General features: G+C 43.0%; 9 protein-coding genes. 8 read left to right on the top strand and 1 reads right to left on the bottom strand.

Going from position 1 to position 15666, the window contains the following annotated elements; all coding sequences use genetic code 11:
• Positions 1 to 21: 21 nt before the first annotated feature.
• The 8 genes from V6R21_RS05205 (at position 22) to V6R21_RS05170 (ending at position 14483) form a co-directional block, all read left to right on the top strand.
• Positions 22 to 1719 carry a SusD/RagB family nutrient-binding outer membrane lipoprotein gene (locus V6R21_RS05205; RefSeq protein WP_334241507.1) on the top strand — a complete coding sequence of 566 codons (1698 nt, stop codon included), beginning with the start codon at positions 22 to 24 and terminating at the stop codon, positions 1717 to 1719.
• A 230-nt stretch (positions 1720 to 1949) separates the two neighbouring features.
• On the top strand, positions 1950 to 3515 hold the full coding sequence (locus V6R21_RS05200) for a tetratricopeptide repeat protein (RefSeq protein ID WP_334241505.1): 1566 nt from the start codon (positions 1950 to 1952) through the stop codon (positions 3513 to 3515).
• A gap of 206 nt (positions 3516 to 3721) precedes the next feature.
• Positions 3722 to 5740: an MGH1-like glycoside hydrolase domain-containing protein gene (locus V6R21_RS05195; RefSeq protein ID WP_334241503.1), complete on the top strand. Its 2019-nt coding sequence runs from the start codon at positions 3722 to 3724 to the stop codon at positions 5738 to 5740.
• A gap of 84 nt (positions 5741 to 5824) precedes the next feature.
• Complete coding sequence (locus V6R21_RS05190) at positions 5825 to 9001, top strand: glycoside hydrolase family 2 TIM barrel-domain containing protein (RefSeq protein ID WP_334241501.1); 3177 nt, start codon at positions 5825 to 5827, stop codon at positions 8999 to 9001.
• Positions 9001 to 9264 carry a LysO family transporter gene (locus V6R21_RS05185; protein WP_334241499.1) on the top strand — a complete coding sequence of 88 codons (264 nt, stop codon included), beginning with the start codon at positions 9001 to 9003 and terminating at the stop codon, positions 9262 to 9264. The genes V6R21_RS05190 and V6R21_RS05185 overlap by 1 nt, the downstream gene beginning before the upstream one ends.
• Before the next feature lies 1 nt (position 9265).
• A complete protein-coding gene (locus tag V6R21_RS05180; RefSeq protein WP_334241498.1) occupies positions 9266 to 9859 on the top strand; it encodes a lysine exporter LysO family protein in 594 nt (197 codons plus the stop codon).
• 58 nt (positions 9860 to 9917) lie between these two features.
• On the top strand, positions 9918 to 13022 hold the full coding sequence (locus V6R21_RS05175; protein ID WP_334241497.1) for a SusC/RagA family TonB-linked outer membrane protein: 3105 nt from the start codon (positions 9918 to 9920) through the stop codon (positions 13020 to 13022).
• 12 nt (positions 13023 to 13034) lie between these two features.
• The gene (locus V6R21_RS05170; RefSeq protein WP_334241495.1) at positions 13035 to 14483 is read left to right on the top strand and encodes a RagB/SusD family nutrient uptake outer membrane protein; all 1449 of its coding nucleotides are present in this window, start codon (positions 13035 to 13037) and stop codon (positions 14481 to 14483) included.
• Between the two features lie 194 nt (positions 14484 to 14677).
• Here V6R21_RS05170 and V6R21_RS05165 read toward each other — a convergent pair whose 3' ends face one another.
• Entirely contained in the window at positions 14678 to 15526 is an 849-nt protein-coding gene (locus V6R21_RS05165; protein ID WP_334241493.1) for an alpha/beta hydrolase, read from the bottom strand.
• Positions 15527 to 15666: the final 140 nt, after the last annotated feature.

The raw sequence follows: 15666 nt of genomic DNA, 5'->3' as shown, positions 1-15666 counted from the left end.
TTTTTAAAATTGAATTGTATTATGAAATTATCATATAAAATAAAAAAAGCGCTTATCGCTCCTGCTTTACTGGCTGCTGCATTGGTAGCCTGTACAGACGACCATGAGGAAATGAATATCAACCCAAATGGTATTGACATTTCAAATGGTCTGACTCCTGAAATGATTGGTGATTTAGTAGCACCACTGTTAAAGACTTCCATTACTTCCATGTCATCTTATGGACATACTTATGTAGGGAGTGGTTTGGTAACAGCAAACCTTGCTAACATTATTTATGGTGTACCTAAACACCAGACATCAGTATATGCAGAGGCAAGGTCAAACCGTCTGCAAACCATGTACTGGAGTAATGCGCTCAGTACTAAAATCAGGGTAATTCAAGAGGCTTCTGACCTGTTGGAAGAGTATGAAGGTGATGAGGCTGACAAAGCAATTTTTGAAGTGATGAAGCTGAACGAGATTCTTCGTTTGGTAGATACCTTTGGTGTAACACCTTTCTCGGAATTGGGACAGTCTCTGACACCTAAATTTGAGACACAGGCAGAAGTGTATCCAGTTCTGATAGAAGAATTGGGGCAGTTGGTGGATATTCTGAAATCAAAGGAAGGAACTAGTGTTTCTTTGGCTTCAGGGGACCTTTTGTATGAAGGGGATTATCAGAAATGGGCAAAGTTTGCGAACTCGCTAAGGTTAAGAGCTGCAGTTAGGTGGCATAAGGTGTCTGATCAGGCATCCGTAATTCAGGAAATCATGAACAATCCTTTGATTGAAGCGACACCAGAAGGTGCCTTTTTTGAGACGGTGGATGATGAAAGTTTGATCTGGACGGAGATTGGAGGTATGAATGCAGCCAATGCCCTTACAAGATGGGGAGATGAAGGAAAGCCAACAGCAGGTATTCTAAATATCATGACATTTGCGGATGAGGAAATGGCGAATGATGATCCACGCTTGAATACGCTTTTCCTGAAAACCACTGTAGTGGAAAATGCAGGTTCTGCTTACTTCAATAACTTTGTTTCTAGTGCAGCCAAAGCGGAAGCATTTTACAAGCAATGGACTGTAACAGAGTTGGAAGCATTTTACAGTGATCTTCTGGAAAATAATGCAGATGAAGCTGGTGCACAAAAGATAACCAACGCAGCATCTGATGCGGCAAAGTGGGCTGATTTCTCAGGACAGTGGAATGGTCCAAGACTGGGAGAGGAATTGTCTGATGCAGAGTATTATGATGATAGAGTGTATGCAAGGCTAAATGGTGTACCAAAGTATGGTGTATGGACAAATGCGACTAAGCAAGGTATCATGCTGGCTTCAGAAGTATGGTTCCTGAAAGCTGAGGTTTATGCCAATGGTATCGTAGCAGGTGATGCAAAGACGGCTTACCTGAACGGTATTCAGTCTAACTTGGATTATTATAGTGTTGCTTCAAATGCTGCATTTGAGGAAGCTGTTTCAGTAGCGTTTGATGATGCTACAGACAAAACACTTCCAATTGTACAGCAGAAGCTGGTGACACTGTTGGATAATGGGTATGAAGCATACGCAGAAGTAAGAAGAGTAGGGTTTACAAAACTGTTTGTTGCAGATCGTGATTACCTGAAAGTGCCGAAAAACTATGTAGACCTGCCTGGTTCAGAGTCAACAAATAACCCTGCTGGATATTCGTCAGCGCAAGATGCGTTGCAAAACCCGTCCAACTTTTTCTGGGACTGATCATTTTCATAGTTTGTTTTATCGAGTAATTGTGGCCCCTGCTATGGACTTTGTCCGTAAGCAGGGGTTTTTATATTGTATAATGTCAATTTGATCAAGAAATAAGGATATTACGATTGATAAGAATTATCTTTGAATGCCCTTTTTTAAATAGTAAATGGGCTAATTATACCAGACTGTGAGATATATCAGTAGCAGAAAGGCTGCTGATATCTTGAACTAAGCATGATATGAAAATGAAAAAAGTATGGTTATGTCTGCTTGGAGCTTTGCTGTTGGCAGACTGTTTTGCCAGTGGTATTGACGACTCAAACAAACTGAACAGAAGAGCAGAGCAGCTTCAGGAATCCAACCCTGACAGTGCCATATACTTGGCGCAACTGGCTCTGACCACTATAGAGCAAGATGACCATCTGGAAAAAGGAAATTCCTATTGGAACCTTGCGCAGGCATACCTTTACAAGCATGATTACCATTCCGCACTGATCTATGGATTAAGGGGCATCGAGCTGTTTCAAGAAACGGATACAACCGCTATTCATCAAGAACTCCTGACAACACTTGCATGGACTTTCTATGATATGGGCAACCCGACACGTGCTTATCCCTACCATAAAAAGGCATTGGTTGTGGCAGAAAAACGAAATGATATTTACAACCAGATCAGGTACACCAATGCATTGGGGCTTGATGCTACGAGTGAGAAGCAACACGAAAAGGCTTTGAAGTACTTTCAGGATGCCAAGACACTCATGCTTCAACATGGAAGTAGGTTTCCGCATCTGGAGGCAACAATCGAAGTCAATATGGGAATTGTGTATGTCGAACTTGGTAAATGGGAATTGGCAGAACAACATTTGTTGCGTGCACTGGAAGTCAGTGAAGGGCGAGTTTCCTTACTGATCGAGTGCTACACTTATATGTCCAAGGTAAAGCTTACTTCGGGCGATACAGAAGCAGCAAGAGACTACCTTTCCAAAGCTGAAACATTGACAAAACAGACCTCCTACAGCTTTGTGCTGCTAGAGTTTTTTAAAACAAAATACCAGTTTGAAGAGCAACAAGGAAACTACGAATTAGCGTTCAAGGCACTGGATGAGTATGAGAAACTTTATGCAAAAGTACACAACCGCAATATTCAGTCTGTAATGAATTACCTGCTTCAGGTACATGAGGAGAAGATCAAGGATAGTAAGCTAATTATTGAAAAAAATAAGGAGTTGAGAAACAAGAGTATCACAATAGGGGTGTTTATTCTAATGCTGTCACTGTTACTTGTTGGAATACTTATTTACAGGAATAAAGTAAAAAATGAGAAGGAGCTATTGAGACAACAGCTGCTGGAAGCGCAATTGGAACAGACCAAACAGGAAAAGGATGAGTTAACCTATGCCTTGGATTATAAAACCAAAAAACTGGAAGAGTTGGCACTAAGTATTTCTGAAAGAAATGAAATCGTGGAGGCTATGCGATCTCAGGTCAAGAATACACAATCTCACGAAATAAAGAAGGGTTGGAAACTATTGATTTCTCTTATTCAGCGATCTGAAGGGACTAAATCATTTTCTGAAGAATTGGTCAATGATTTTATGATCAGATTGAATAAAGCATTTCCAAACCTGACAGATAAAGATACTTCACTTATCATTGACATCAGAAACAACCTGACTTCTAAGGAAATTGCAGATAAGTATCATATTGAAGTAAAGTCTGTAGAGATGAGCCGCTATAGGTTAAGGAAGAAGCTAGGTTTGACCAAAAGCCAGCAACTGAAGGAGTTTATAATGGAAATCTAACCCAAAAACCTGTAGAGTTTCACCTCTACACACTCCAAAATTCAGTCTTTTTAGAAAGTGTTCACATGTTTTTAAGTTGCTGATATTCAATTTTTTATCTGTGTAGTGTTAGCGTGTATAGATCGTGTATAGGTGTGAAACTTTTAATTGTATTGATTACATTTTTTATTTGTGTCAACAAAAGCTAACAAACAACCGGCTAGGACATGAAAATCGTTTCACACATATCATTTATAATATTAAGCTGTCTGATGGTTTTGCAGTCATGTACTGTAGAGAAAGAAGTAAAGTCAGGGGTAGACAGGTACAGTTATAAGAATATATTAAACCTGAAATCGGAACCGGATTCAGCAAATGATTATAGTATTTCGTCATTTTCTGATTTGGGGGCTTGGCATTCATTTGCCTTGCCAAAGGATAAAAACCTGATGGGAGGTTTTGCAGGACCTTTTGTAATGCGTCAGCAGCAAAGTGTCTGGATAAGCCCAAGTCTGGTGCAGCTTAGGTTGATGGATATTTCAAAAAACAAACCTGTTGATTTGTCAGAAGGAGAGGTATTGGAGAATGATTTTTATCCTGGTATACTGAAGCAGACCATTAAGGTAGAGAATCTGATTGTCAAACTTTCACTGATATATGCTGATAACCGTTCAGCCTTGCTGAAAGCTACAATTGAAAATACAGGTGGAGAAAGAAAGTTCCAGTTTGGATGGAAAGGGAATGTATTTGAAGGCAATGGTTTTATGCTTGAAAGAGATGCCAATGGTATAGCCGTACATGTAGCAAAAGATGAATATGTACATGTTCATTTCTCAAACAAAGGAGAGCATATTGTCACAGACAATGATCATTACGAATATTATAGCAATACTAAGTCGCTTGATAAAGGACAGGTTTGGGAAAGTTCAGCGGTGATTAGTTTTACCTTGTCTGAGGATGAGAATGCTAAAATGGCTAAGCAGGCTGTCTCGCATATCCAAAAGACTGATAGCTTGTTTGCAGCAAATCAGGACCGTTGGGAGCATTACCTGACAGTATTGCATCAGGAAAATGGAAAGCAGGCACTGCTGGATATCAAACAGTATGATCACTTGGCAGTCAAATCACTCCTGACGTTGATGCATAACTGGAGAAGTGCAGCAGGAGGTATCTACCATCAGGGCATTGTCCCTTCTTATGCCTCAGTGTATTTTCAGGGGCTTTGGGCTTGGGATTCTTGGAAGCATGCTGTAGCCATTGCCCCATTCGAGGGAGAACTGGCAAAAGATCAGATTAGGGCAATGTATGATTATCAGAATGAGGAAGGCATGATTGCGGACTGTTTCTTCAGGGATTCAGAAATTGAAGGCATCAACTGGAGAAATACCAAAGCACCGCTTTCAGGATGGTCAATTTACAAGGTTTTTGAAGCTACACAGGATACAGAATTCTTAAAAGAAATGTACCCGAAACTGTTGAAATACCATGAATGGTGGTACCAAAACAGGGATCATAACAGCAATGGATTGTGTGAGTACGGCTCAACAGACGGAACACGCATTGCGGCAGCTTGGGAAAGTGGAATGGACAACGCAGTCCGTTTTGACTCGGCTGTGATCATGGAAAACACAGTTGGCGCTTATTCCATCAATCAGGAATCCATTGACTTGAATGCTTACCTGTACAGCGAGAAGCTGTATATCGCTGAGATTGCTAATGTGTTAGGTGAAAATGAGGTAGCCGAAAAGTTTAAGAAGGAAGCAGAAGCGCTAAAGCAGCTGATGCACCAGACGATGTATGATCAGGCGGATGGCTTCTATTATGATATTGTGCTAGAGAATCAGGCACAGGTAAAAGTTCAAGGACCTGAGGGCTGGGCACCGCTCTATAACAACGTAGCCACAGACGAGCAGGCAAAGGGAATTGTCAAGGTGATTTTGGATTCAAACAAGTTCAACACCCTGATGCCTTTTCCGACGCTGAGTGCGGCAGACCCGAAATTCAATCCAGAAAAAGGCTATTGGAGAGGACCTGTTTGGCTGGATCAGGCATACTTTGCCATGAAAGGAATGCAGCAATACGGCTTTGAAAGTGAGGCTCGAATGATGGCTGAAAAGCTGGTCAACTCCGCTGAAGGCTTGACAACGGATGAACCGATTAGAGAAAACTACCATCCGCTGACTGGCAAGGGACTTAACGCTTCACATTTCAGCTGGAGTGCAGCACATCTACTCATGATGTTCTAAATACAAGACAAAAATATTGAACACTTCTTCCGGTGCTATGCTCAAATAGCACCCTGGAAGAGAACTGTCTAAACTTAACCTACAATGATTACAAAAGGTATTCGCATAACAAGGCATATGTTATTGACGGCTTTGTTGATGGTACAGCTTTTCTCTGCAAAAGGGCAGCAGGTTCCCGACTGGGAAAATCCAAATGTGTTTTCCGTTAACATGGAAGCACCAAGGGCGATTTTCTATACTTTCGATTCAAAGGAAGAAGCTTTGAAGAAAGACTGGCAGGAATCTTCCAACTACAAGTCGTTGAATGGCATGTGGAAATTCCATTGGTCAGTAGCGCCTACCAAAAGACCTGTGGCGTTTTATCAGGAGGATTTTGATATCAGTAATTGGGACAGCATAGCGGTTCCATCCAATATTGAGCTTCAGGGTTATAGCGCTCCCATTTACACGGATGTGCCTTACCCGTTTGATCCGAATCCACCTTTTGTACCCGTTGACCATAATCCTGTCGGGTCGTACAGGCATTCGTTTACATTGCCTTCAGGTTGGAAAAATGATCCGATATTTATCCATTTCGGGGCTGTCAATTCAGCGATGTATTTGTGGATCAATGGAGAAAAAGTGGGTTATGGACAAGGCAGTAAAACCCCAATGGTCTTCAATATCTCAAAATACCTGAGAGAAGGAGAAAACAGCATTGCAGTAGAGCTGTACCGTTTTAGTGATGGCTCTTATCTGGAAGATCAGGATATGTGGAAAATGAGCGGCATTGAGCGAGATGTGTACCTTTACAGACGTCCTGCTACCCATATCCATGACTTCTTTGTCCATGCATCATTAGACGAAAACTATCAGAACGGAATACTGGATATTCAAGTAACCCAAAAACACCTTAATGCAAATCCAAATCCAAATCCTTATCAGTTGGAAGCGGAACTGATTGGAGAATCAGGCAATATTCTTTATAGGAAGAATCAAAAAGTAAAGCCGAAAGGAGCGGTTTCTAATGTCAAATTTCATTCAGTCCTGACAGGTGTAAAACCTTGGACTGCTGAAACACCCAACCTGTATGACTTGCGCCTGACCTTGAAAGACAAGACGGGTAAAGTGCTGGAATCAACAGTTCGCAGCATTGGTTTCCGCAAGGTGGAAATCAGGAACAGGCAGCTGCTCGTAAATGGTAACCCCGTTACGATCAGAGGTGTCAACCGTCATGAGCATTCTGCTTACAATGGCAATATCATCACGGAAGCGGAGATGGTCAGGGATATTGAGCTGATGCAGCAATTCAATATCAATGCGGTACGTGCAAGTCACTACCCGAACCATGCGAAATGGTATGAGCTATGTGACCGTTACGGTATGTATGTGGTGGATGAAGCCAATATTGAATCCCACGGAATGGGTTATGGAGAAAAGTCTTTGGCAAAAGATACCACTTGGCTGGCAGCCCATCTGAACCGTACGCAAAGGATGTTGGAGCGCACCAAAAACCATCCTTCCGTGATCATTTGGTCACTAGGAAATGAGGCTGGAGATGGGATCAACTTTGAGAAAACGTCTGAATGGATCAAAAGCAGGGATCAATCAAGACCTGTACAATATGAGCAGGCAAAGTCCCTTCCGCATACTGATATCACAGCACCAATGTATGCGACTATCGATTGGATGAAGGAATACATTTCTGGTGATTATACCAAACCTTATATCCTTTGCGAATATGCCCATGCAATGGGTAATAGTGTCGGAAACTTGCAAGGTTATTGGGATCTGATTGACAGCGAGCCGAGCCTGCAAGGTGGTTTTATCTGGGATTGGGCAGACCAAACCTTTGTACAGGAAAACTATCGAGGCGAAAAATTCTACGCCTATGGCGGAGATTTGGGTTATGTGGGCATCTCAAATGATTCCTCGTTCTGTGCGAATGGACTGGTGACGAGTGACCGAAAGGTGAACCCGCATACTTGGGAAGTGAAGAAAGTCTACCAGCCATTGAAAGTGTTGGCGGATGATCCTGCCAATGGAAAATTCAAGCTTTGGAACAGGTTCAATTTTGCAACATCAGCGCATTATACCCTTAGCTATTCAATTGAGAAAAACGGGAAAACAATCAGTGAGCAGGCTTTGGAAATGCCTTTGGTACAGCCACAGGACACTGTCAACATTACTGTAGAGCTGCCTTCATTACCGGAGACTTTCGGTACTGAGTATATGATCAGGTTCCATATCAAAACGGCAAAGAAAATAGGGCTTTTGCCTGAAGGTTTCGAGATCGGATGGGATCAGTTTGCACTTCAGCAGTTTGCCAAAGAAGTGGTGGAAGCGCCTCAAGGAAAGCTGGAACTGGAAGAACTGGATGAAACGATTGAGGTTAAAGGAGAAAATTTCTCTCTCTCATTTGATAGAAACAGTGGCAATCTCTCCTCATGGACAGTGGCAGGTAAGGAGTTGTTGGAAACTCCGCTTCGCCCTAATTTCTGGAGAGCGCCAACAGAAAACGATTTGGCTTGGGATATGAGAACTAAGCTGGGCATCTGGAAAAATATTGGAAAAGCGACGCAGGCAACGTCTATCGAGACTGTCAGAAAAGACAACAGCATTGAGCTGAATATCCGTCAGCAGCTGGAAGTCGACAGCTCATCAGTTACGACGGTTTACCATATCTATGCCAATGGAGACCTTGAACTGGATGTACATTTTGACCTTGCAAACCTTCCGATTGTACCGAGAGTAGGACTTTCCATGCAGCTGAAAGGAGAATACGATCAGATGCAGTGGTTGGGTAGAGGACCATTGGAAAGCTATGCGGACAGGAAAGATGGAATGGCAATCGGTCATTATACCTCAACCGTATGGGAGCAGTACTTCCCATATGTAAGACCGCAGGAGAATGGTCAGAAAACGGATGTCAGATGGATAAGCCTGCTCAATAAGCAGCAGCAAGGCATATTGATCGTGGCAGATCAGCCACTGTCAGTGACGGCACAGCATTTTGACCCAAAACAGTTGGAGCATGATGGTATGAGAACCATGTCGCATGGTACGGATGTCAAACCCGAGAACCTGATATATGTCAATATTGACCTGATGCAGATGGGACTGGGAGGAGATACAAGCTGGGGTTGGAGAGCGCAGGCACATCCTGAGTTCAGAATTCCTGCCGCAGCTTACCATTACAGTTTCAGGCTAAGCCCGATTACAGGAACGTTCAATCCTGAGCAACAGACGGTTTATTCATACACAACTTCAAAAGAAAAATAATGGAAACACTACTGTTTCTTGGCGCAGGAATCATCATCGGTCGATTGCTTATAGGGAAAGGCATTCAGCTCGGTAAAGTTGAAAAAGCCATTGGCTTTGTGATCTGGGGACTACTTTTTTTCCTCGGGATTGCAGTCGGCAACAATTCGGAAGTGGTTACCAACCTTCACCTGATTGGTGGAAAAGCATTGGTACTGACATTGGGCAGTGTGTTGGGCAGTATCCTGTTCTCCTATTTCGTTTACCTTAAATTTTTCAGATAGCATGAAAGGAACATTCATCACTTTGGGATGCTTTGTGGCAGGTTGCGGACTGACTCTATTAGGACTAATACCGGAATTCTTTCTGGAAAATGACCTCAGCACTTACGCCCTTTACCTGCTGATGGGACTGGTTGGCTTAAGCATTGGTTTGGATACGGAATCATCCAAAATCCTGAAGTCCGCTAACCTTGGGCTGGTACTGGTACCCGTTTCCATTGGGGTAGGGAGCATCATCGGGGCAGGTGTCGCTTACCTACTGATCGGGGAAAGTTTCAGGGAAGGCATGGCTGTCGGTGCAGGCTTTGGTTACTACAGCTTGTCGAGTATCTATATCTCCAATATTTACAGCAATACGTTAGGGGTGATCGCCCTGATGTCCAATATATCACGTGAGCTGCTGACTTTGTTGCTCGCACCTGTGATCGTGAAGATGGCAGGAGGAATGTCTCTCGTTGCTTCGGCAGGTGCTACCTCTATGGATACCACCTTGCCGGTTATTACACAGTACTCAGGAAAGCAATATGTGGTGGTATCGCTGTTCAGTGGTATTGCCCTTACCATAGCCGTACCTTTCCTGATCTCGCTGATTTTATAGAAGCGCTTTAAAGAGGCGACACATTTATTTATCAACACATGCATAATTTTTACTATTTATGAATCAACTGATGTTTTACTCCAGAAATATCGGCTTCGGTCGGTATGTTGCTACTTTCGTAGTGCTCCTGCTGTTCAGTGCCAATACTTGGGCACAGGAAGGCAAAGTCATTCGAGGATCGGTAAAAGATGAAAATGGAATGGGAATTCCTGGTGCGAGTATCCTCGTAAAGGGAACGACCAAAGGAACAGTTTCCGACTATGAAGGAAAATACTCATTGAACATCCCTTCATATAACACCGTATTGACTTTTTCATATATTGGTTACATTTCTCAGGATGTGACCGTTACTGCTAATCAAACTATTTACGATGTTCAGTTGCAGGTAGATGCACAAGAATTGGATGAGATCGTAGTGGTAGGTTATGGTGTACAGAAGAAAAGTGACCTGACAAGTGCTGTTTCGACCGTAAAGGCAGAAGAAGCGAACAAGATTGCAGCAGCGTCACCTGCTCAAATGCTTCAGGGACGTACTTCTGGTGTATCTGTGATCAATGCAGGTTCTCCAGGCTCAGCTCCTTACATCAAGATTCGTGGCTTAAGCTCTTTCGGAGATGTACAGCCTCTTTATGTGATTGACGGTATTCCGGGTGGTGATATTTCCATGATTGCCCCTAACGATATCGCTTCATTTGAAATCCTGAAAGACGGTGCGGCAGCGGCTATTTACGGTTCGTTAGCTGCAAATGGAGTAGTATTGGTAACCACTAAGTCAGGCAAGAAAAATCAGCCTACAAAAGTAGATTTCAGCATGTATGCGGGTGTGCAAAAGGCAGCATCCAAAATGCCGATGGCAAATGCAGAAGAGTGGTATGCGGTGATGAAGCAATCTTATGACAACTCGATTGCAGATGGTTCACTGACTACAGCTCAATTGCCACTTTACCTTCAGCAGGGATCAGGCTTTGACCTGAACAACTTTGCCAATACGGATTGGCAGGATGCAACCTTGCAGACGGGGACTATCCAAAACTATGCAGTAGGTCTGTCAGGTGGTGGTGAATTCGCCAACTATAACCTTTCAATGAACTACTTCAATCAGGAAGGGGTAGTGATGAACACAGGAACGGAGCGTTACAACTTCCGCTACAAGTCAACTATTGAGAAAGGCAAGCTGAAGGTATTGCCAAATATCTTCTACAACCATCAGGAAACGGATAACAATACCATCAATATGGGCAATATGCTTCGCTCAATGTCAATGGTGCCGATCTATGATGAGACAAAGGAATCAGGCTACGGCTACATCAACGAATTCGATATTAGAAGTGGTGCCAACCCGGTAGGACAGTCCAATATCATTGACAGCCAAAGCGAAAAGGATCAGCTTCAGGTAAATATGGGCTTGCACTATCAGGTATTTTCCGACCTGACACTGATCGGTAACATCGGTTATGCAAAGTCATTCTACCAAAGCAGGTACTCGTTCCCGCAATACACATTGGCATCTGATACAAGACGTCAGGATCCTTACTTGCAAGAGTACAGATCAGAATGGGTAGACTTGAACTACGACTTTACTGTCAACTATTCGAAGGAATTTGATAAACACTCAGTATCGGCAATGGCGGGTATCGTAGGTTACAAGTACGACTTCCAGAATGTGGACATGAATGTAACAGGCGGAGCCATGTTTCCTGATTTTGGTGGTCTTACTCCATCTTTTGGCGGTATGCAGGCAGGTGACTTTATTGGTAGCGGAGGCTTCGAGACCGTGACCAGATTTAGTGTGATGAGCCGAATCAACTATAGCTATGCAGACAAATACCTTTTGCAGGCGACAGTGAGAACAGATGGTTCTTCCAAGTTTGGACCTAACAACCGTTGGGGTACATTCCCTTCCGTTTCAGCAGCATGGAAAATCAGTAACGAGGAATTCTTCGGCGGTCTGACGGACATCTTTACAGAACTGAAACTGAGAGGTTCTTACGGCATCTTGGGTAGAGAGACAACATTGGGTGCTTATTCAAAGCAGGCATTGGTAGAAAGCGGTTACTGGTATGTATGGAACAATATGCCGATTGGTGGTATTGCCTCATTCGAGATGGCAAATGCTGACTTGGCTTGGGAAGAATCCAAAACAATGAACATCGGTTTGGATGCAGGTTTGTTTGACGACAGGTTATATGGTACGTTGAACTACTACAGAAATGATTCGGAGTCACTGTTAATGAGAGAGCCAAACACTCCTCCTTCTGCTGGTACAGAACCTCCGATTGTCAACCTTGGTACGATCTCCAACAGCGGTATTGAACTGGAACTAGGTTTCAGAGGTAGCGTAGGTGAATTGAAATATGACCTTTCAGGAAACCTGACTACAATCAAGAATGAAGTGGTTTCATTGGGTAGCAGCGAAGGAATGTTGCCTGGTGATGATATTGCCTATGCAGGTGCACAGACATTCTCGGCTGTAGCAGCACCAGTTTCTCAGTTCTACATGTACAAGACAAACGGTATCTTCCAGTCAGAGGAGCAGGTTAATGGCTACACTGGTCCTGAAGGAGGACTGATTCAGCCGGATGCCAAACCAGGAGATGTTATCTATGTGGATGTAAACGGTGACGGTATCATTGATTCCAACGATATCACAGATGTAGGCTCACCACTGCCAACATTTGAGTATGGTTTCAATGTAGGACTGAACTACAAAGGTTTCGACCTGTCTATGTTCTTCCAAGGAGTTTCAGGAAACAAGATTCTGAATGTGAATGCTTACGAAATGGAAGCACCTAACTCAGGTTTCAATGTTTCTTCAGACCTATTGAATGCATGGACACCAACCAATACAGGTACGGATATCCCAAGAAACGTACAGGTGGATAATAATAACAACTACATGATGTCTGACAGGTTCCTTGAAAACGGTGCTTACTTCAGAATGAAGAACATCCAGATCGGATACGAGCTTCCAAAAGCTACACTGAGCAAGATCAACTTCTCAAAAATGAGAATTTATCTGAATGCGGATAACCTGTTCACGATCACAGATTACAAAGGTTATGACCCTGAAATCGTTCCATCCAATGCCCTGACGCAAGGTATTGATTACGGAAGATACCCGATGTATCAGACATTCACTGCTGGTGTTCAAGTAACCTTCTAAAATTGACAAACCATGAAAAAGCTATATACATATATCGTATCGATGATGCTGGGCTTGACATTGCTAAGCTCATGCGACAACTACTTGGAGCAGGTTTCTCCTGATCAGCCGACTACTGACCAGACTTGGGTAAGCTACGAGGCTGCCGAAAAATATTTGGCAAGTGCTTATTCCTATATGCAGGCAAATGGCTGGAGGTACCATGAGTACTTCTATCTTCCGCAGAACTTCAGGGCAGACGATATCCAGCCGGAAAACGGAACTACTGCTTGGAACTATCTAGCACGTATTGTTGGCTTCAACAATACGGCTTCTGACGGTGTTCCTGCTGTAATGTGGGATTACTGGTACAAGGGACTCAAGCTAACCAATGATGTAATCGCCAATGCGCCTTCCATGGAGATGATCTCTCAGGAAGAAAGGGATGAACTGGTGGCAGAGGCAAAGTTCCTTCGTGCTTGGTACCATTTCAACTTGTTGAAGAACTTCCACAATGTGATTCTTGTAACGAATGTTGCCGAAACTCCTGAGGAATTGCAGTTGCCAGCTGTATCAAGAGCAGAAGTTTACCAGCAGATTGAGGAAGACCTGATGTTTGCAGCAGCAAACCTTCCACTGAAATGGGAGCAGGAATATTGGGGTAGGGCTACAGCCAATGCAGCCAATGCTTATTTGGGAAAAGTCCTGCTTTATCAAGGTAAGTGGCAGGCTTCACTGGATGCCCTGAACAAAGTGGAAGGACATGACTTGGTAAGTGCTTCAGCATTCAGGGGTATGTTTGACGGTACCAGTGAGGTAAATGAGGAAGTGATTTTCTCAAGAGGTTATACAAGTGAGCAACTGGATGCCCTTTCACTTTACCACCAGCTGGGTGTGGCAATGGCACCAGGAGAGTTGAACGGTGGCTGGTACATGGCGTCCATCTCTGAGTACTTTATGGGTGCGCTGGAAGCAGGGGATATCAGAACTGCTGCTACGGTATTGCAGAATGGTGAAACTTTCGATGGAGAAGTGATCAACTTCAACAACCCTGACTTTAAGATGATGATCAAGTATGTGGAATCACTGGATGCCATCACGACCAACAGAAGTACAGTGGACTTGATCTTTATGCGTTATGCAGATGTAATGCTGATGCAGGCAGAGGCAATGTATGAACTGGGTAATGACACAGAGGCACTGGCAAAAGTCAATAGCATCCGTGAAAGGGCAAACCTTGCAGCGCTGACAGGTGTAACAGGTACAGCCTTGCAGGATGAGATCAGAAAGCAAAGAATGATCGAGTTGGTAGGAGAAGGACAAAGATACTACGACTTAGTAAGATGGGGAATTGTAAAAGATCAGCTGAATGCAGCTGGTCAGAAGTATGCTGACAATTTTGAGGATAAGCACGAGTATTTCCCGATTCCATTAGAAGAGGTACAACGTAACCCAAATATAAACCCAACGCCTGGATTCTAGGGCAAGAGTCTAGTCTAATTCAGAGCAATAAGTTAGCTAGCAAGCAATTAGCCACCTCATGTTTGGGGTGGCTATTTTATTTGTGAATCGCTCAGCAGTTCAACACAAAAATGGCAAGAGTTTTTTTTATCCCTTTGGACACCCTACCTGAAAGGGCGGTATAATCCATATTTTAGGTTAGTTATAATTTAAAATTATGGTTTAATGTCTGAAAACAGATATTGTAATCCATAATAAGTGCCAGTCAGGAAAATGCTACCATGTGACTCATTTTCAAAGTTCTGGTATTTCCATTGAAGACCACTTGCCTTATTTTTTTCCAGAATTTCTGTAAAGTCTGCCTGTAGTGCCTTTGCATCCTCATGTGCTACTTTTCTTCTGGAGGCGTGCTTTCCTGCTCTGGCAAAATAGAGTTTTGTTCCTTGCAAACTTAGTTTTGAGATCAGCGTATCCGATTGGGATAAAAGCAATTGATCATCCCACCAGAAGCTTGGATCAAGTGCCAGATAATCTGTAAACAATGCAGGGTGATGCAGTAAGGTATGTACGGTAAGCAAACCACCAAATGAATGTCCGATCAGTACACGTTTCTCACTGGTACGGTAGCGGTTTTCAATCTCAGGAATCAGTTCCTGCTGAAGGAATGCGATAAAGTTTTCCCCACCTCCACTGTTTTCCTTGGTGGCATTGCCACGAACACTAACCGCTTTGGTAGGAGTTAAGTCTCTGGTTCTATTTGTATTGTTAATCCCTACAATGATTACCTCAGGAAAATGTGCTCTTGGACCTCTATCCAGAAAGGCATGGATTCCCACCGTTGTTTTAAAGTTCTGTTCCCCATCCAGCAAATAGATAACAGGGTATTGTTTACTTTCTTCTGAAGTGTAACCTGTAGGAAGGCTGACCCAATAGTCCCGATTCTCATTCAGTATTTTAGAATGCAGCTGTTGTTTTTTACCCAAGACGAGTACACTGTCTGTTGATTGCGCGAAACCAAGGTTAACCGCTCCTATCAATATTAAAGACAAAAAAAGTTTCTTCACGTTTATCAAGTTTACTATTGAATTAAGAAATCCCAAAGAAATAAAAAAAGCCCCGAACGAATCATTCAGGGTTTTCCAATTGAAGGAATTTTCATGAAAAAAGCTTTATTAAAAACTACCTATTACACTATGCACTTTTT

The sequence above is a fragment of the Limibacter armeniacum genome (assembly GCF_036880985.1).
GTDB classification, from domain to species: Bacteria; Bacteroidota; Bacteroidia; order Cytophagales; family Flammeovirgaceae; genus Limibacter; species Limibacter armeniacum.
The sequence above is the reverse complement of the archived record's forward strand: the minus strand, read 5'-3'. Positions and strand labels throughout refer to the sequence as shown.